The following is a 15,920-nucleotide window of genomic DNA, read 5'->3' as shown; positions in this document are numbered from 1 at the left end:
CGGAGCCTTAAAAATTGCAGAAGAGATTTTATTCTACGTAAAACTTATGATTGAATTTCAATTTAGTATTAAGCTCTTTTTTATACTTAATATTAATATCGAAATTAAAAGTTTCATCTTCATTGTATGGAACCTGTGCAATGTAGTAGACCGCTTTTCCTTCTTTTACTTCTTTAAAATTTAATGGGACATGTGAATCCATTAAATTTTTACGCATGCCTGTGATTTGCACAGGAACGCCAGGGCTTCCTTTTTGTTTGGTATCCAGCACTGAAATATTAATGATACCTACGTTCTTGCTTCGAGTGATTCCATACGCTTGAGCTACTTTGGGTGTAATAAATGTACTGCCAAATGCGATGTAATGGATATCAAAGTTGCCTACAGTGACCTTTTGCTCTGCATGAGCAATACCGGTGAGGCTAAACGCTAACACTAATAAAGCACAAAATTTTCTAAGCATTGTCATATACCTATGGTTTAAGTCGTTAATCCAGTATATACCCAATTACAATAGGGGCAAAATGCAGATGGGCCATCGTAGTTTGAAAGGTAAGCCATCTGCTTACCTTTCAATATAATCACTAGATGATAGCCCAGAAAGGAACGTATTGAGCAAGTAGGATATTCAAGAAATTCAACAAGATGATCACTACCATCACCGATAAATCTAACCCTCCCATAGGCGGTAAAATTTTTCTGATTGGTGCGAGTAATGGTTCAGTTAATTGTCCAAGCATCATAACAAATGGGTTATAACCTTGGTTAAACCAGCTCAGAATTGCACGTAAAAGTAACATCCAGAACAACAACATCCCTGCATGTTTTACTACTGATACCAGAGAAAAGAGTGAAATAGCTAATGGGTCGATTGGACTGCTTGAAATCAGAGATAGCAGAACCATCTTTATGGTGACAACCAACAAAGCTAAAACAAAGGAGGCTGTATCAAAACCACCTAAAGAAGGAAGTACACGTCTTAACGGCCCCACAATCGGGTGCGTTGCTTTCACAATAAATTGTGAAAATGGATTATAGAAATCTGCACGAGTCCACTGTAACCAAATTCGTAAAATTACGACGGTTAAATATAAGTCGAAAACGGTGTTAATTAAAAAATTAAATGCATTCATAGCGCAAGGTTGCCTTTTAAAATCATCTAAACAATAGATTATGTTTGAGTTTAGAAAAGTTTTTCCATTTCCTCAGCTCTTTTCACACAATTTTGCATGGCTGAGTCTACTAATTGTCTTAAACCACCCTCTTCAAAGGTTTTGATCGCCTGGGCCGTAGTACCGCCTTTTGAAGTAACGTTTTCTCTGAGTTGAGCTGCCGTTAAATCAGGGTTTTGTTTAACCATCTCAGCAGCACCTAAGGCCGCTTGCTGTACCATTAATCTGGCTTTATCCGCTGGTACATTCATTTTCTCAGCAGCATCAAGCATAGATTCGACAAACATAAAGAAATAAGCAGGAGAACTCCCTGCAAGTGCTATCACTTGGTTTAATTCTGATTCTTTGTTTACCCAAACCACTTCGCCACCGGTCTGCATGATCTGTTCACATTCCAACTTTTCTGATTCTGAAATACTTTCATCAGCAAAAATGCCTGTTACACCAATACCTATTTGAGTTGGTGTATTTGGCATGGTTCTGACAACCTTAACTGGTTGCTTGAAGTAATCTTGATATCGGTTTGCCGGAATGCCCGCTGCAATCGTGATAATAAGCTTTTCTGATAAATCTAGGTGACTTAACTTGTTACAAACCGTTTCCATCATTTGAGGCTTTACTGATAACACAATAATGTTCGCTGAATAACAAGCTGCGACATTATCGTGGGATACGTTAACCCCAAAATCAGCCTGCATGGCATTGAGTTTCTCTACACTTGGATTTGTTGTTTCAATAAGCTTGGTAGGATAACCACTTTTCACTAAGCCACTTACAATGCTTCTGGTCATGTTGCCAGAGCCAATAAAACAGATTTTGCTTTTTTTCATCTTCAACTCAAAGGGTATCTCTTAGTTATTAATATTTGGTCGTTCTTATGATTTACAAGGGCTAATTTCTTGAACCAAAAATCGCACTACCTATGCGAACCATGGTTGAACCGCTTTCGATGGCTAACTCAAGATCTTGACTCATTCCAATCGATAACGTATCTACAGCATTATGACGTTGCTGTAGCGCTTCAAATACATGTTTTATCTCAATATATTCTTGTTTCAGTTTCTTTTTATTGCCAGGCTGACTCGGTATTGCCATTATTCCACGTAACGTTAAGTTGGGTAGTTGGTCTATTTCTAATGCAAGCTCGTTGAGCTGCTCAACATTAATACCCGATTTTGAGTTTTCACCGCTAATATTAACTTGAATACAAACTTGAAGCGGATTGGCACCTTGCAATCGCTGTTTATTCAAACGCTTAGCAATTTTCAGTCTATCTACAGTGTGCATCCAATCAAAGTGTTCCGCTACATCTTTCGTTTTATTCGATTGCAGTGGTCCAATGTAATGCCATATTGCTTCAGGACAAGAAGACTTCAACTCATTGATTTTCGTTACGCCTTCTTTAACGTAATTCTCACCAAACTGTCGTTGCCCTGCTTGGTAAGCCGTTATAATATCAGTACAGGGTTTTGTTTTACTGACAGCCAAAAGCGTAATCGCTTGCGGATCTCGGCAAAATTTGTTTGCTGCGGTTTTGATTTTCTGTTTTATCTCAGCGAGATTGTCAGTAACTGTTATCATATGCGAATCATACTACGGAATATTTTAAACTATGGAAATTACAGAGCTTTTAGCCTTTAGCGTCAAGCATAAAGCATCAGATTTACACTTATCAGCTGGCGTATCGCCAATGATTCGTGTCGACGGTGAAGTTAGAAAAATTAACTTGCCTGCTCTCGAACACGCTGACGTACAACGTCTTGTCTACGACATTATGAATGATAAGCAGCGTAAAGACTATGAAGAACACCTTGAAATTGATTTTTCATTTGAAATTCCTAATTTGGCTCGCTTTCGTGTTAATGCATTCAATCAGCATCGTGGGGCAGGAGCGGTATTCCGTACAATTCCGAGTGAAATTCTAACTCTAGAGCAATTAGGTGCTCCTGAAATTTTCAAAAAAATATCTAATTTCCCCCGTGGTTTAGTACTTGTAACAGGGCCTACTGGCTCAGGTAAGAGTACAACACTCGCAGGAATGATTGATTACATTAATGAGAATAAAAAAGATCATATTCTCACTATTGAAGACCCAATAGAATTTGTTCACGACAACAAGCAATGCCTGATTAACCAACGTGAAGTTCATCGTGATACCCACAGTTTCAGCGATGCATTACGTAGCGCTTTGCGTGAAGATCCTGATGTCATTCTTGTGGGTGAGATGCGTGATCTTGAAACCATTCGCCTTGCAATGACTGCTGCAGAAACCGGCCATTTAGTCTTTGGTACTTTGCATACGACATCTGCTGCAAAAACTGTTGACCGTGTGATTGACGTATTCCCAGCGTCTGAAAAAGATATGGTGAGAACCATGCTTTCTGAATCGCTGCAAGCCGTTATTTCACAAACACTACTCAAAAAAGAAGGTGGAGGCCGTGTAGCTGCCCACGAGATTATGCTGGGCACGCCAGCAATTCGTAATCTGATTAGAGAAGCAAAAGTTGCTCAGATGTACTCGGCAATACAAACTGGTATGGCGCACGGTATGCAAACACTCGAACAAGCATTACAACAATTGGTGAACCGTGGTGTGATTAGCCATGAAACAGCCAAAGCGAAAAGCCCGAATCAACAAGCAAATACGTTCTAAGGATTGAATATGGATGTTCGACCATTTTTAAGAGTTATGGTGGAGCGTAAGGCTTCAGACTTGTTTATAACAGCAGGCTTTCCACCAAGTGCAAAAATTGATGGCGAATTAAGGCCATTAACTGAAACGCCCTATGACACTAAACAATCATTAGAATTTGTAGAATCCCTGATGACGGATGTTCAAAAACAGGAGTTTCATAAAACCAAAGAATGTAACTTTGCGTTTTCTGCTAAAGAAATGGGGCGGTTTCGTGTAAGCGCATTTTGGCAGCGGGAATCACCAGGTTGTGTTATGCGCCGTATTGAAACGGACATTCCTGATGCAGACACGCTAGGTTTACCGTCAATATTAAAAGAACTGGCTATGGCAAAACGCGGCTTGTTCATCATGGTCGGTGGTACAGGTACGGGTAAATCGACTACCCTTGCCGCTCTGATTGGTCATCGAAATGGACACGCTCGCGGCCATATTCTTACGATTGAAGATCCCGTTGAGTTTGTTCATGAGCATAAAAAAAGTATCGTGACACAACGTGAGGTTGGTATCGATACAGACTCATTTGATGCAGCGCTTAAAAGCTCTCTTCGACAAGCTCCTGATGTAATTATGATCGGTGAAATTCGTTCACAAGAAACCATGGAGTTCGCCTTAGCGTTTGCTGAAACTGGCCACCTATGCCTAGCGACATTGCATGCTAATAATGCAAACCAAGCACTTGACCGTATCATGCACCTAGTGCCAAAAGAAAAACATCAGCAATTACTGTTTGATTTATCACTAAACCTTAAAGGGGTCGTGGCACAACAGTTGGTACCAAGAGCTGATGGAATGGGACGCCGGGCTGCCATTGAAGTATTGATTAATACACCGCGAGTTTCCAGCATCATTGCAAAGAATGAATTGCACTTGCTTAAAGAAACCATGGCTAAATCAACAGAACAAGGCATGCAAACGTTTGACCAAGCTTTGTTTAAACTCTATCAAAGCGATGAAATCAGCTATGCAGATGCGCTCCATCATGCAGACTCAGCCAATGATCTCAGACTTATGATAAAGTTGGATAGTTCAGATTCAAAAAATCAAAACGAAGGTTTTATGGATGGCGTTACACTAGACTTAGGTTAAGACATTAACTCGTCTTAGCAAGAACTGGGTAAGTGAGTACAAGGCAGTTTCTAAACTGAATAAATCAAAACTCATTGATCTCAACTCTGGTTCTTACCGTAATAACTGCGGTAAGATCCGAGTGATAAAAAATAAAATCTCAATATTAAAGGTGTTGTGTGTCAAAGTTCGCAGGATTATCTAAAAACCAAGGTCATGCTAAAAGAGCCACAAAGGCCGTTTTGCTTATTAACTTAGGCACGCCGGATGCGCCAACAAAAAAAGACGTCAGACGTTATTTGGCTGAATTTTTAGCAGACCCGAGAGTCGTTGAAATACCGAAAATCGTTTGGAGCATTATTCTTCACGGCATTATTCTTCGAACTCGTCCAGCCAAATCAGCTGCACTCTACAAACAAATATGGACTGAAGCTGGTTCACCTTTGTTCGATATCACTCGAAGACAAGCTGAAGCACTCCAAAAAGAGTTAGATGATCAGAACCTAAATATTCAAGTGCATTACGCTATGCGCTATGGCAACCCATCCATTGCTAGCACATTAAAACAAATGCACGACTCAGGCGTTGATGATATAACCGTTTTACCTTTGTATCCTCAGTATGCTGCACCGACAACAGCTTCTAGCTTTGATGCTATTGCAAAAGAGCTGATGACTTGGCGCTATTTACCAGCTTTAAGATTCATTAACACTTATCATGATCATCCAGATTACATCAAAGCCTTGGTACACTCGATTAATCAAGATTTTGAAAAAAATGGAAAACCGAAGAAGCTAGTATTGTCCTATCATGGAATGCCTGAGCGTAATTTAAAGCTTGGTGACCCGTATTATTGCTTCTGTAAAAAAACGACTCGCTTAGTGGTTGAATCATTAGGGTTAGAAGAGTCTGACTACATTACCACTTTCCAATCTCGTTTTGGTAAAGCGAAGTGGCTAACACCTTATACAGATGAAACCCTAGAACAACTGGCTAAAGACGGTGTTGATGATATAGCAATTATTTGCCCTGCTTTCAGCGCAGATTGCCTAGAGACGCTTGAAGAAATTAAGCAAGAAAACCGTGAAATATACGAAGAAGCAGGCGGAAAACACTATCGCTATATTGATGCTTTAAACGATGATCCGCTGCATATCGAAATGATGGCGAACCTCGTAAAGCAAAATTAAAATAATTAATCTTTTAAGATAGAATTTTCAATCAATGGCTTAAGTTAAACGTTTCTCTATTATTAATATTCATTAACACTCTTTCACTATACACACTGAATTGCAGGCGTAGCATAAATCAAATAGCTTTATATTATTAGGTTTATGTTATGTCTTACAGTAATGTCCATCTAACTGGTGAGAGTCATGATTCCCGCTATTTTGGGGTGAAAGCCGAAGAGCTTGAAGCATTGAAAAGTGGAATTGAATCAACTAGTTCTGGAAAATTTCATTTTACTTATCAAGGTCCCACACCAAGCTCTCCTCAGGATTATTTCTTTGACGCTAGCCCACTTTTTAGTAGCTCCGATGTTGTTAATTTTTTTGGTAACTCAGGACGATTAAGAAAAAATGATTTTGTAGGCTCTAGTACTGACAATAACACCGAGCATCTAACATCAATTTTAAAAACCAATAACCCCGTCACAACGAATTTTTTTAAACCTCTCGAACATTCTCATGTCTTTATGCGCGGTGAATATTGGGGTGACTTAGAAACAATTAAACCAAGTTTTCGCTTAGTACAAAATGATCGAGGAGTTTACGTTGCATCAGTAAGTCATTTAAGTAACGAGCCTAATGATGTTCGTAAATTTAAATTCGGAGGTATTTCTTGGGATCAATTTGATTTAGGAGCAACAGAGAGAGATGTAGAGCTAGAGTTCGGAAAACAAGTTTTATTAGAAAATAAGGGGCACGATATGCAATTTAGAGTACCTGAAAACAATGCGCATATAAAACTGATTGTTCGTCAATATAGCACCAACCCTCAATCAAAAGCACGATTTTCGCAACTATTTAATCAAGGATTGGATTGTGGTGATTGCCCAGTAACAGTAGAAGCAGTTTATGATGATCCTAATAAGTTAAATTATGTTTGATACTGATTTTCAAAATAGCTTTCTACAATAAGAACAGCTGAAACTGAGTCAATTTGATCTTTAGCGAGCTTTTTGTATCCACCGAGTTCAAACAATCGAGCTTTTGCATCCGTGGTCGTTAATCGCTCGTCTTGCAACTCGACTTTAATGCCAAAACGACCATGTAATCGATTGGCAAATTTTTTGGCTCTTTGAGTTAATGGCTGCTCAGTTCCATCCATATTTAATGGCAGTCCCACAACAAATAAATCCGGTTGCCATTTTTTTATGATCGTTTCAATAACATCCCAATTTGGAATCCCATCATTGGCTTTTACAGCTGTTTCGGGTGAGGCTTGGTAAGTAATACTTTGCCCAACTGCAATACCAATGCTTTTTGTACCAAAATCAAAACCCAACACTGTTATTGACATTATTTAACCTATAAAAAAATACTGCAAAATTAGAGCAGTATTATATGTTGGTTTTGTTGCGTAGGAAATAATTCGTTTAAGAATGTCCTACTTGAGAAGAAACTTGCCAAGATTCAAACCCAAGTGACGTTGTCGCCATTTGCCAACGCTTTTCTGGTTCAATATCAAACATAATTTCTGAGGTCGCTGGGATCGTAAGCCAAGAGTTACTCGAAATTTCCTCTTCAAGCTGATCTTTACTCCAGCCAGCATAACCAAGAGCCACAATAAAGTTATCTGGTCCCTTTTGTTTCCCCATTGCGCTTAACACATCACGAGAGGTCGTGATCATAAGGTCATCTGAAACTGATAAGCTGTTCGTCCAACCATTTTGATTGGAATGCAAAACAAAACCACGGTCAGGACTGACTGGGCCTCCAACAAGTACAGGAGAGTCTTTAACTGCAGAGTGAAGTAATGTTTGTGCTGAAAGATCCATTTGCTCTAATAGATCACTCACTTCAATACCAATGGGACGATTAATAATAATCCCCATTGCACCTTTTTCATCGTGCTCACAGATGAAAATGACACTTCTTTCAAAGAAAGTGCCGTCCAGTTCTGGCATCGCAACCAGAAAATAATTCTGCAAACTGTCCATAGGAACTCCGATTAATAACTGCTTAACCGCCTGCTAACTTAACGATGAAACCTTGCTTCTCTAAAAGCCCTTTTAATGTTTCACGGTTATCTGTTTGCATTTCGATATTAAAATCTTTAACAGTGCCACCACACCCACACTGCTTCTTTAGCTTTTGAGCGAGAGTCTTTAACTCTTTCTCTTCGAGGCCAAGTCCTTTAATTATAGACACACCTTTACCTTTTCTGCCTTTGCTTTCTTTATGAATTCTGACTATCCCGTCAGATGAAGGCGCAGAGGCTTTTACAGGGTCCGATTTTATGCGGCCAGTATCAGTGCTATAAACTAAAGAAACATTGCTATCTGAATTCATTTTTAATCTGTATTGAATTGTTATTTTGTTTTAGTCTAACAAAACCAATATTAATGGGAAAACCTATTACAAATTAAAATGAGTTTATTGTTGATGCTTTATTGAGCAACCATAGCAATAACCAATACTGCCGTTGTTAAAGCACATGGAAGAATAAATCGATGTAAACGCGGAACGGCTACAAAACTCGCTGTAACCATGAAAAATATCGCAGTAAAACTCTTTATTGATGGCTGATTAATGGTGAATACAGCACAAAGAATTATACCCGCTACTGAAAGTGTCACTAAGCTTTTAATGACTTTTGCATCTAGTTTTAAGAAAGGATGAATGTTTTTAGTTACAGCACTAGGTTGCGGCATCCAAATTACTGTCATACTGCCTACCACTAGAGCTACGATTAACCAAAACATGTTTTTAATCCACAAATAACAAATCTAATTGATAATGATTATCAATTAGATTTGTTATTTTGTCAAACTTTTAAGTAATTTTTTGCAAATCAATTTGTTCAATTGATCTCTGGGTTGTATCCTGAGTAGAAATGGACGAATTGCGGAGTAAGGTTATGAAAAAGCTATTGGTTATCGCTGCGGTATTATTTTTAAATGCGTGTAGCTCAACTAAAGGGAACTGGGATTACGATCCTCAGGTGAACTTTAATCAATACAAGACTTATGCGTGGGTACATAAAAAAACTGGTGACGAAGGTTATCAACTTGATGGTTTAATGGAAAAAAGAATCCATAATGCTGTTGAAAACCAAATGATGACAAAAGGCATCAAAAAAGTCGCTAATACATCTGCTGAATTACTCGTTAACTACATCACTAAAACAGATAAAAAAATTGATGTTGATACTTTCCATACGAATTATGGTTACTACCCAAATTCATACCCTAATTGGTGGTGGGGTGGCAGTACACAAACTCAAACTAGTGTTCGTGAATATGAAGTAAGCACCTTACTGGTTGATTTTGTTGACGCCAAAACCAAAAAACTGATTTGGAGAGGTGCAATAAAAGATACGGTAAAGAAAAATAAAACTCCACAGCAAAAAACCGAGATCATCAACCAAAAGATCAGCAAATTACTGGCTAACTTCCCACCAAAACCAGAAGCAAGTAAATAACCCATTCTTATTTTGAAGCGGTCTAGGCCGCTTTTTATTTTACAGCCCTCTCTATTCCACAAATTGCATCTTCATTTGATAAGAGTATATTGAGCCAATATATAACTTCAACGAAGTCCCGACTTTAAAAATTAAGTAATTATAAACTTTAATGAGATAGCAAATGGCAGTTATTAACACACGGTTACTATTATTATTGAGCTTGTTTTTTTGCGGTGCAAGCTCAGCAGCATCTGGCCCTGAAAATCATCACCAAGTGAGCTTTGGCACAAGCAAAGTGAGTTTATTAGGCACATATCCAGCTTTGAACCAGCCTGCACCTTTGTTTCGAGTCATCGATGGTAAATTCAATCCAATTGATCTTTCAGACTTTAAAGGGCAAACCATTCTTATCAGCTCAGTACCAAGTTTAGATACAGGCGTGTGTGCAATCCAGACCAAAAAATTTAATGATCAAGTTGCGAATTTCTCAGATAACGTCATCATGTTATCCATCAGTACTGATCTACCGTTTGCTCAGAAGCGTTTTTGCCAGCAGCAAAATGTGGATAAAATAATGGTTCTATCAGATGCTGTATGGCGTGAATTTGGAACAAAATATGGCTTATTAATGAAAGATAAAGGTCTATTAGCAAGAGCCATTTTAATCATCAATAAGCAGGGTGATATCCAATACCGACAACTTGTTTCTGATACCAGTAAAGAACCAGATTATAAAGCTGCATTAGCGGCATTAACTAAAATTAGTTCGGAAGACTTTTAATGTCTTCCGAGAAATACTGCCCAACCTGTAATAAAGAAAACCACTGTGCAGTCGCAAATAATTCAACCCCTTCTGAATGCTGGTGTATGAATGTCGAAGTGCCAAGAGAAGAGATAAAAGCAAAACTAGCATCAGTTAAAAATGTTCATCAATGTTTATGCCGTACTTGTTTAACGGCCACTGAGGCCTCAACAAATAAAAAGGGACTTTTTTATCATGCTTAAGAAACTACTCATTGGAATCGGCATCATTATCATCATTCCTTTATTCATTGCTTTAATGTTGGATAACGAATATGAAGTTGAGAAAAACATCATTATTGATCAGCCTATTACACAGGTTTTTTCATACATTAAATTACTTATACCCATGATACCTGAAGATGCATGTTTCAGGACTTTCTCAGCGCCAATTCTTTGAGGCGCATTAGCGAAGGAATATCGGGATTCTTTCGAGCTAATGTAACAAAGAAGAATTGGCGCTGAGAAGTCCACGAAGTGCGAGTTGCACAGCGTGTTACTCTGTGTTGCCAGTGCTAACAATAGCTCACTATTGCCGCACACTGTCGCCTTGATTAACAAGCTGTGTATTCTCGCTGAAATCGAGCATCTTCAGGTATCATGGGTATAAAAACCAAGACAATTACAGTACTTGGGCAAAGTTAGATCTAAATACCCAACGTTCCTATAAAGGAACGGATGGTATGGTGGGATTTATTTCAATAATGGAATAGCCAAAATCCTGAAGTTGGAACTGGAGAGCAAGAAATCGTAGCCATTTCACCCAATAAAAGAATCGACTTACAACTCAGATTCTTAAAACCTTTTAAAGCGACTGAACCCGCTTATATGACAACGCAAGCCATGGGTACCAACCAAACAAAAGTTACTTGGGGCTTTAAAGGTCACCTCAACTGCCCTATGAATTTGATGTTTTTAGCTATCGACTTCGAACATCAAATTGGTAATGAATTACAGCAAGGGCTGAATAACTTAAAAGTTATACTAGAGAAGAAAGACAACACGACTAAATACATCGATTAACCCCAAAATCCTTTATAAATTGCAAGGCCATGTTCGGCCTTTGCTAGTTCATCACCCACAAAAGACAAGTAAACTTGACAATAAGTAAATGACTATCTACATTAACCAATGTAAAGCACGCTTAACTTAATGACAAGGAAGCCAGTTATGAAAAAAGTATTGAATGCCATCTTTTGTGCAGGTTTACCAAAAAAAGATATACAAAACGCCAATAAAGTGAATTTATGGGGCTTAGCTTGGGCAGCCACATTGTGCGCCACCATTTTTATGATTGAGTCTGACTGGTTTGATCATATGGCATATGTAATTATTGCTTTAGTCATTAATGCTGGAGCTGGTGTTGCTATGGTCCTAGCCTATAAAAGATTATTGGCTAATCTGGATGAAATGGAGAAAAAAATTCAATTAGACGCCTTAGCATTATCAGTCGGAATCACAATTATTGTCTATGCTGGCGGCTCAATTTTAGAAAAAGCCAATATCATTTCCTATCTTTCACCTGCAGCTCTAATTGCCTCTATTTCGCTCAGCTATGTTGTAGGCCTGATTAGTGGGAGAGTTCGTTACTTATGAAGAATCGCTTGAAAGTGTTACGTGCAGAACGAGATTGGACACAGGCTGACTTAGCACAACAACTCGATGTGTCCCGGCAAACAGTAAATGCTATTGAAAAGGGAAAGTATGATCCCAGTCTGCCTCTAGCATTTAAAATTGCAGGCCTATTCAAAATGACAATCGAAGAAATTTTTCAGGATGAATCATAATCCTAAATCAGGAGCTGTAATAAGCTCCTTAAATTTATTTAATTTGAAAATTCAAATCAACTGATAAAAAATGAAAGAAACTAATTTAGAGTCATTTAGAACCATGGCATCTCTACAACAAATTAATGCGAGCTCACTTTCAGGGTATGACCAACCACCTGAGCAGCACAATTCGATAGAAAAAACTGCTCATGGGAATACTCAGCAGTATAATCTTTGCCAAACTCAAGAAGAACAAGCTTTGGTTGACTTCATTAGCGGTTTTAAAGAGAGTTTACTAGAAATGGTAACTAAATATAATGAAAAAAAAGCAACTTATCTTGACGTTCAAGGAATGTATCTATGTTGTAAAATATCTGCACAATATGCACGTAAAACTAACAAATCATCAGTAGCAATTGTAAATACTTCGGATGCAGTACTAAAGTTTTTAAACAGTACATTTCAAAACGTTGATTAGTGACCTATTTCTAAGGCCAACAACAAACCCATTAAATCCACACTAAACGACGAAGAGCCAAAAAGATATTAACTATCTTTACTAATCCCGTTTCGAACCATATCTTGACCGTTTTGGAAAACTTCTTCCGACACCCAACGGCCATACAATAACTGGTGCTGTGCACCAAATACTGCGATAAAACGACGACCATCTGCATTACTTGTAGCCATCCCAACACCTTCAACGCCATTTAAACCCAATGCGCCTTTTTCAATCAGAAAAAGAAAGTTCTTTAAATCATCTAAATTACTGATGACTTCATCACTAAAATTCATATTTATCGTTTGCGAAGAAATTTGAGCGTACTTTATCTCCCAATCAAAAAAAATAAAAGCGATAACCGTTAATCTATAACAATAAAAGGCACTTGTAACTTTTATGTTAACATCGTGCTGAAAAGAAAAAATATTACAAGGAACCGTTTTTATGAATTCTGGGAGTTTCCCTAAATCTTCTATTTTGGGTTTATTGATCGCCAATGGACTGGAAAGAATCGCCTATTATGCATTCCGATCTATGTTTGTTTTATTTCTTGTTTATCAAGGTACAAATGGTGAAGTTTGGGAGCAACAAAAAACCTTCGCTTTATACCCATAGCTTCATTTTGGCGGCCTGTTGTTCAGCATTGTGTTGTTTGATCATCACCTTACTTCGCAAAAAAATGAGTGATGAAGCATTCATCGCTAATCGAAAAACAAATTCCAGTGAACAGGGAATTTATAAGGGAGTTCTACTTACATTTGGTGTTGCTGCACTTTCTCTATTGTTTTGGAGCTTATGGGAGGCGGCCGATGTCATTATTTCTGAAAAGGATAATATCGATATGATGCTATATGGTATTGTTAATTCATTAACAGTATTAGCTTCTTCAATAATATTACTCATCGTTTTTTGGTGTTATAAAATAAAGTCTATGACGATTTTATCAATGGGTTTGCTGATGTTTTCTCTTGGCTGGTTTTTGATTGATTACAGTATTAACAACCACTGGCAAGTATCAAAGGCCATCATTGTAATGATGACACTTCACTCCATTGCAGAGGTGATCTGCTCAGCTGTATTCTTGTCTATAATCGCAACGAAATCCGACAAACGAGTACTCAGCACAAGTTTTGCAGTTTTTCTCATTGCTTCGTACTTTTCAGGATTTTTTGCGAGCTTGTTAGTTGATACTGAAGTGAAATTAATTACTTTGGAATTGTAAGTGGTCTTGTAGTATTTGGTTTAATGAGCATCCCTAAATTACAACAAAAGTTTGCCTAAAACACACAATGACAGTTGTTGAGCGTTGCCTCAACGACTGTCATTGAAACAAACTTTTATTCAATCAAAACGGTGGCCGTGGCGTAATGCTTTTCGTCAGCAATCGTAATGTGAGCCGAAGCTGCACCTAAGCTATGCGAACGTTCTAATGCTCCATCAGTAAAGCAAATAAGTGGAGCCCCATTCTCATTGTTACTGATATGAATGTGCTGAAAAGATACACCTCTCCCAATTCCTGTACCTAACGCTTTGGCTGCGGCTTCTTTTGCTGCAAAACGTTTTGCAAGGAAACGTTCGGGGTGAGAGTGACTAAAGTATATTTTCAATTCGTTTTCAGTCAGCACACGCTTTGCTAAACGATCGCCCACACGGGCAATGTGCTTTTTGATGCGTTCAATTTCGACGATGTCAGTACCTAAGCCTTTAATCGCCATTACTCGCCTCTGCGTCCTTCAATCATTAATTGCTTCATATCACGAACCGCAGTTTCTAACCCGTCAATCGCTGCTCTAGCAACAATCGAATGACCGATATTAAGTTCGTATAATTCAGGAATCGCAGCGATTGGTTTTACGTTATGATAATGCAAACCATGGCCAGCATTAACCACTAAGCCTTTTGAATGTGCATATTTTGCCATTTCAGTAATACGAATCAACTCAACTTGTTGTTCAGCTTCGGTTTTTGCATCCGCATAACAACCAGTATGAATTTCAATATAAGGTGCACCAGATGCTACAGCAGCATCGATTTGAGCTTTATCTGCATCAATAAAAAGTGAAACTTTAATACCTTCTTTTGCTAACTTGGTGTTGGCTTGAGTGATTTTATCTAACTGCCCAGCAACATCTAAACCGCCTTCAGTGGTCAACTCTTCACGCTTTTCAGGCACTAAACACACATAAGTAGGTTTAACTTTACAGGCAATATCCAACATTTCATCTGTTACGGCGATCTCTAGATTCATTCTTGTTTTTAGTGTCTTCGCCAGCAAATAAACATCACGGTCGATAATGTGGCGACGATCTTCACGCAAATGAATGGTGATCCCTTGTGCACCGGCATGCTCAGCTACAGCCGCAGCATGAACAGGATCTGGATAATCAGTTCCTCGAGCCTGACGTAATGTTGCAATATGATCGATGTTAACGCCTAATAAAATACCGCTCAATTTATTATTCTCCATATTTGTTGTCCCTTATAAATTACATAGAGGGAATTTCTCTCCTTGACCTCTGTGCATAAAGAGGACATTCACAGGAGAATTACGTCGCTGATCATCAATCAACAGCGCATCTTTTCTAAAATCTAATGAATTAATGAAGTCGGCCTTTGATTTATAGAGACTTCGTTGTTTGTCATAGATATTAACATACCCTGATTCGAGTAAGCGAATTTCACACTGTTATAACACTTGATTAACATCATCGTAACTGTAGCCTGCATCTGTAATTATTTTTAAATTATGGCCGTTGTTTACAATGCGTTTTATAGCTTCAATCGCATCAAGATCAACATAAAAAGCTAGATCGTTAACGAACACTTGCAGAGAGTGCAGACTTAGTGGGTTGTCTTGCGAAATAATCGTTTCATCTAAATCAAGAAGTAATGTCACTGGAGGATTTGTGTCGTCGACTTTAGCGTTCGATTTTTGTATCCATTCATCAATAGTGCAAGGATCAAAATGATTTCTCACGCATTTCTCTAAACTTGGATCTTTTAGTTTTATTTCCAATCCATTACTCAATTGAAACCATTGTATTTTTTCAGAGTGATTTCTCAGTACATCGAAGAATGAGTCAGATACTTCAAGATTTACGGAAGAGTGTGCAGATGAGTGATAATTATATTGGCTCTTCGTCGTTTAGTGTGGATTTAATGGTTTTGTTTTTGAGATAATAAATCTAGTTTTTGTAGTCAATAATTTAAGAAGTAAATACATGGATGGTAATCAAGTTCTAATGCTTGGCCTTGGTATAGAAGCGCCTTGGAAGTTAGTTAACCAA

Annotated in this window: 26 protein-coding genes; 14 read left to right on the top strand and 12 right to left on the bottom strand. The window is 38.2% G+C overall.

Annotated elements, in window-relative coordinates; all coding sequences use genetic code 11:
* Window positions 1–28: 28 nt before the first annotated feature.
* From JQC92_RS08905 to JQC92_RS08890, 4 genes are all read right to left on the bottom strand, one after another.
* A complete protein-coding gene (locus tag JQC92_RS08905) occupies window positions 29–463 on the bottom strand; it encodes a DUF4426 domain-containing protein (RefSeq protein WP_204999320.1) in 435 nt (144 codons plus the stop codon).
* A 121-nt stretch (window positions 464–584) separates the two neighbouring features.
* Window positions 585–1,133: a YggT family protein gene (locus JQC92_RS08900; protein ID WP_204999319.1), complete on the bottom strand. Its 549-nt coding sequence runs from the start codon at window positions 1,131–1,133 to the stop codon at window positions 585–587.
* Window positions 1,134–1,183: 50 nt separating this feature from the next.
* Window positions 1,184–2,002 (bottom strand): pyrroline-5-carboxylate reductase, encoded by an 819-nt coding sequence (proC, locus tag JQC92_RS08895; RefSeq protein WP_204999318.1) that lies wholly within the window; start codon window positions 2,000–2,002, stop codon window positions 1,184–1,186.
* Between the two features lie 61 nt (window positions 2,003–2,063).
* Window positions 2,064–2,753, bottom strand: a complete 690-nt coding sequence (locus JQC92_RS08890; RefSeq protein ID WP_204999317.1) for a YggS family pyridoxal phosphate-dependent enzyme — start codon at window positions 2,751–2,753, stop codon at window positions 2,064–2,066.
* Between the two features lie 31 nt (window positions 2,754–2,784).
* Here JQC92_RS08890 and JQC92_RS08885 point away from each other — a divergent pair, with 31 nt between their 5' ends.
* From JQC92_RS08885 to JQC92_RS08870, 4 genes are all read left to right on the top strand, one after another.
* Window positions 2,785–3,825: a type IV pilus twitching motility protein PilT gene (locus JQC92_RS08885; protein WP_204999316.1), complete on the top strand. Its 1,041-nt coding sequence runs from the start codon at window positions 2,785–2,787 to the stop codon at window positions 3,823–3,825.
* A gap of 9 nt (window positions 3,826–3,834) precedes the next feature.
* The gene (locus JQC92_RS08880; protein WP_204999315.1) at window positions 3,835–4,953 is read left to right on the top strand and encodes a PilT/PilU family type 4a pilus ATPase; all 1,119 of its coding nucleotides are present in this window, start codon (window positions 3,835–3,837) and stop codon (window positions 4,951–4,953) included.
* Between the two features lie 158 nt (window positions 4,954–5,111).
* On the top strand, window positions 5,112–6,122 hold the full coding sequence (hemH, locus tag JQC92_RS08875; RefSeq protein WP_204999314.1) for a ferrochelatase: 1,011 nt from the start codon (window positions 5,112–5,114) through the stop codon (window positions 6,120–6,122).
* Between the two features lie 149 nt (window positions 6,123–6,271).
* The gene (locus tag JQC92_RS08870) at window positions 6,272–7,042 is read left to right on the top strand and encodes a hypothetical protein (RefSeq protein ID WP_204999313.1); all 771 of its coding nucleotides are present in this window, start codon (window positions 6,272–6,274) and stop codon (window positions 7,040–7,042) included.
* On the opposite strand, the gene ruvX is transcribed toward JQC92_RS08870, so the two are convergent.
* The 4 genes from ruvX to JQC92_RS08850 all read right to left on the bottom strand — a co-directional run bounded on the left by ruvX (window position 7,033) and on the right by JQC92_RS08850 (window position 8,860).
* The gene (ruvX, locus tag JQC92_RS08865; protein ID WP_239480483.1) at window positions 7,033–7,455 is read right to left on the bottom strand and encodes a Holliday junction resolvase RuvX; all 423 of its coding nucleotides are present in this window, start codon (window positions 7,453–7,455) and stop codon (window positions 7,033–7,035) included. The two genes, JQC92_RS08870 and ruvX, sit on opposite strands and share 10 nt — an antisense overlap.
* Before the next feature lie 76 nt (window positions 7,456–7,531).
* On the bottom strand, window positions 7,532–8,095 hold the full coding sequence (locus JQC92_RS08860; RefSeq protein ID WP_129948111.1) for a YqgE/AlgH family protein: 564 nt from the start codon (window positions 8,093–8,095) through the stop codon (window positions 7,532–7,534).
* Window positions 8,096–8,117: 22 nt separating this feature from the next.
* Window positions 8,118–8,447 carry a stress response translation initiation inhibitor YciH gene (yciH, locus tag JQC92_RS08855; RefSeq protein WP_204999312.1) on the bottom strand — a complete coding sequence of 110 codons (330 nt, stop codon included), beginning with the start codon at window positions 8,445–8,447 and terminating at the stop codon, window positions 8,118–8,120.
* A 98-nt stretch (window positions 8,448–8,545) separates the two neighbouring features.
* The gene (locus JQC92_RS08850) at window positions 8,546–8,860 is read right to left on the bottom strand and encodes a hypothetical protein (protein WP_204999311.1); all 315 of its coding nucleotides are present in this window, start codon (window positions 8,858–8,860) and stop codon (window positions 8,546–8,548) included.
* Window positions 8,861–9,015: 155 nt separating this feature from the next.
* Between JQC92_RS08850 and JQC92_RS08845 the strand changes: the two genes are divergently transcribed.
* The 8 genes from JQC92_RS08845 to JQC92_RS08810 all read left to right on the top strand — a co-directional run bounded on the left by JQC92_RS08845 (window position 9,016) and on the right by JQC92_RS08810 (window position 12,609).
* Window positions 9,016–9,579 carry a DUF4136 domain-containing protein gene (locus JQC92_RS08845; protein ID WP_204999310.1) on the top strand — a complete coding sequence of 188 codons (564 nt, stop codon included), beginning with the start codon at window positions 9,016–9,018 and terminating at the stop codon, window positions 9,577–9,579.
* A gap of 163 nt (window positions 9,580–9,742) precedes the next feature.
* Window positions 9,743–10,342 carry a thiol peroxidase gene (gene tpx, locus JQC92_RS08840; protein ID WP_204999309.1) on the top strand — a complete coding sequence of 200 codons (600 nt, stop codon included), beginning with the start codon at window positions 9,743–9,745 and terminating at the stop codon, window positions 10,340–10,342.
* Window positions 10,342–10,566 (top strand): cysteine-rich CWC family protein, encoded by a 225-nt coding sequence (locus JQC92_RS23165; RefSeq protein WP_204999308.1) that lies wholly within the window; start codon window positions 10,342–10,344, stop codon window positions 10,564–10,566. The genes tpx and JQC92_RS23165 overlap by 1 nt, the downstream gene beginning before the upstream one ends.
* A complete protein-coding gene (locus JQC92_RS08830; RefSeq protein WP_204999307.1) occupies window positions 10,559–10,762 on the top strand; it encodes a hypothetical protein in 204 nt (67 codons plus the stop codon). Before JQC92_RS23165 ends, JQC92_RS08830 begins: the two co-directional genes overlap by 8 nt.
* A 428-nt stretch (window positions 10,763–11,190) precedes the next feature.
* Complete coding sequence (locus tag JQC92_RS08825) at window positions 11,191–11,385, top strand: SRPBCC family protein (RefSeq protein WP_204999306.1); 195 nt, start codon at window positions 11,191–11,193, stop codon at window positions 11,383–11,385.
* A 147-nt stretch (window positions 11,386–11,532) separates the two neighbouring features.
* A complete protein-coding gene (locus JQC92_RS08820; protein ID WP_204999305.1) occupies window positions 11,533–11,958 on the top strand; it encodes a hypothetical protein in 426 nt (141 codons plus the stop codon).
* Window positions 11,955–12,149 (top strand): helix-turn-helix transcriptional regulator, encoded by a 195-nt coding sequence (locus tag JQC92_RS08815; RefSeq protein WP_204999304.1) that lies wholly within the window; start codon window positions 11,955–11,957, stop codon window positions 12,147–12,149. The genes JQC92_RS08820 and JQC92_RS08815 overlap by 4 nt, the downstream gene beginning before the upstream one ends.
* A 70-nt stretch (window positions 12,150–12,219) precedes the next feature.
* Window positions 12,220–12,609, top strand: a complete 390-nt coding sequence (locus tag JQC92_RS08810; RefSeq protein ID WP_204999303.1) for a hypothetical protein — start codon at window positions 12,220–12,222, stop codon at window positions 12,607–12,609.
* 68 nt (window positions 12,610–12,677) lie between these two features.
* On the opposite strand, the gene JQC92_RS08805 is transcribed toward JQC92_RS08810, so the two are convergent.
* A complete protein-coding gene (locus JQC92_RS08805; RefSeq protein ID WP_204999302.1) occupies window positions 12,678–12,926 on the bottom strand; it encodes a hypothetical protein in 249 nt (82 codons plus the stop codon).
* Between the two features lie 151 nt (window positions 12,927–13,077).
* Here JQC92_RS08805 and JQC92_RS08800 point away from each other — a divergent pair, with 151 nt between their 5' ends.
* The gene (locus JQC92_RS08800; RefSeq protein ID WP_204999301.1) at window positions 13,078–13,248 is read left to right on the top strand and encodes a hypothetical protein; all 171 of its coding nucleotides are present in this window, start codon (window positions 13,078–13,080) and stop codon (window positions 13,246–13,248) included.
* Window positions 13,249–13,312: 64 nt separating this feature from the next.
* Entirely contained in the window at window positions 13,313–13,855 is a 543-nt protein-coding gene (locus tag JQC92_RS08795; protein WP_204999300.1) for a hypothetical protein, read from the top strand.
* Between the two features lie 115 nt (window positions 13,856–13,970).
* Here JQC92_RS08795 and acpS read toward each other — a convergent pair whose 3' ends face one another.
* The 3 genes from acpS to JQC92_RS08780 form a co-directional block, all read right to left on the bottom strand.
* A complete protein-coding gene (acpS, locus tag JQC92_RS08790) occupies window positions 13,971–14,348 on the bottom strand; it encodes a holo-ACP synthase (RefSeq protein WP_204999299.1) in 378 nt (125 codons plus the stop codon).
* The gene (gene pdxJ / locus JQC92_RS08785; RefSeq protein ID WP_204999335.1) at window positions 14,348–15,085 is read right to left on the bottom strand and encodes a pyridoxine 5'-phosphate synthase; all 738 of its coding nucleotides are present in this window, start codon (window positions 15,083–15,085) and stop codon (window positions 14,348–14,350) included. The genes acpS and pdxJ overlap by 1 nt, the downstream gene beginning before the upstream one ends.
* Window positions 15,086–15,319: 234 nt before the next feature.
* Window positions 15,320–15,610 (bottom strand): hypothetical protein, encoded by a 291-nt coding sequence (locus tag JQC92_RS08780; RefSeq protein ID WP_204999298.1) that lies wholly within the window; start codon window positions 15,608–15,610, stop codon window positions 15,320–15,322.
* Window positions 15,611–15,920: the final 310 nt, after the last annotated feature.

This window comes from Parashewanella hymeniacidonis (assembly GCF_016900895.1).
GTDB classification, from domain to species: Bacteria; Pseudomonadota; Gammaproteobacteria; order Enterobacterales; family Shewanellaceae; genus Parashewanella; species Parashewanella hymeniacidonis.
The sequence above is the reverse complement of the archived record's forward strand: the minus strand, read 5'-3'. Positions and strand labels throughout refer to the sequence as shown.

Bases quoted from the DNA above. Each gene is read 5' to 3' on its own strand.
- JQC92_RS08795 (WP_204999300.1), top strand. From the start codon at position 13,313: ATGAGTGATGAAGCATTCATCGCTAATCGAAAAACAAATTCCAGTGAA.
- JQC92_RS08825 (WP_204999306.1), top strand. From the start codon at position 11,191: ATGACAACGCAAGCCATGGGTACCAACCAAACAAAAGTTACTTGGGGC.
- JQC92_RS08905 (WP_204999320.1), bottom strand. From the start codon at position 463: ATGCTTAGAAAATTTTGTGCTTTATTAGTGTTAGCGTTTAGCCTCACC.
- yciH (WP_204999312.1), bottom strand. From the start codon at position 8,447: ATGAATTCAGATAGCAATGTTTCTTTAGTTTATAGCACTGATACTGGC.
- JQC92_RS08820 (WP_204999305.1), top strand. From the start codon at position 11,533: ATGAAAAAAGTATTGAATGCCATCTTTTGTGCAGGTTTACCAAAAAAA.
- JQC92_RS08860 (WP_129948111.1), bottom strand. From the start codon at position 8,095: ATGGACAGTTTGCAGAATTATTTTCTGGTTGCGATGCCAGAACTGGAC.
- JQC92_RS08890 (WP_204999317.1), bottom strand. From the start codon at position 2,753: ATGATAACAGTTACTGACAATCTCGCTGAGATAAAACAGAAAATCAAA.
- proC (WP_204999318.1), bottom strand. From the start codon at position 2,002: ATGAAAAAAAGCAAAATCTGTTTTATTGGCTCTGGCAACATGACCAGA.
- JQC92_RS08815 (WP_204999304.1), top strand. From the start codon at position 11,955: ATGAAGAATCGCTTGAAAGTGTTACGTGCAGAACGAGATTGGACACAG.
- JQC92_RS08830 (WP_204999307.1), top strand. From the start codon at position 10,559: ATGCTTAAGAAACTACTCATTGGAATCGGCATCATTATCATCATTCCT.
- ruvX (WP_239480483.1), bottom strand. From the start codon at position 7,455: ATGTCAATAACAGTGTTGGGTTTTGATTTTGGTACAAAAAGCATTGGT.
- JQC92_RS08810 (WP_204999303.1), top strand. From the start codon at position 12,220: ATGAAAGAAACTAATTTAGAGTCATTTAGAACCATGGCATCTCTACAA.
- JQC92_RS23165 (WP_204999308.1), top strand. From the start codon at position 10,342: ATGTCTTCCGAGAAATACTGCCCAACCTGTAATAAAGAAAACCACTGT.
- tpx (WP_204999309.1), top strand. From the start codon at position 9,743: ATGGCAGTTATTAACACACGGTTACTATTATTATTGAGCTTGTTTTTT.
- JQC92_RS08900 (WP_204999319.1), bottom strand. From the start codon at position 1,133: ATGAATGCATTTAATTTTTTAATTAACACCGTTTTCGACTTATATTTA.
- JQC92_RS08870 (WP_204999313.1), top strand. From the start codon at position 6,272: ATGTCTTACAGTAATGTCCATCTAACTGGTGAGAGTCATGATTCCCGC.
- JQC92_RS08845 (WP_204999310.1), top strand. From the start codon at position 9,016: ATGAAAAAGCTATTGGTTATCGCTGCGGTATTATTTTTAAATGCGTGT.
- JQC92_RS08880 (WP_204999315.1), top strand. From the start codon at position 3,835: ATGGATGTTCGACCATTTTTAAGAGTTATGGTGGAGCGTAAGGCTTCA.
- JQC92_RS08885 (WP_204999316.1), top strand. From the start codon at position 2,785: ATGGAAATTACAGAGCTTTTAGCCTTTAGCGTCAAGCATAAAGCATCA.
- acpS (WP_204999299.1), bottom strand. From the start codon at position 14,348: ATGGCGATTAAAGGCTTAGGTACTGACATCGTCGAAATTGAACGCATC.
- JQC92_RS08850 (WP_204999311.1), bottom strand. From the start codon at position 8,860: ATGTTTTGGTTAATCGTAGCTCTAGTGGTAGGCAGTATGACAGTAATT.
- JQC92_RS08800 (WP_204999301.1), top strand. From the start codon at position 13,078: ATGAATTCTGGGAGTTTCCCTAAATCTTCTATTTTGGGTTTATTGATC.
- JQC92_RS08805 (WP_204999302.1), bottom strand. From the start codon at position 12,926: ATGAATTTTAGTGATGAAGTCATCAGTAATTTAGATGATTTAAAGAAC.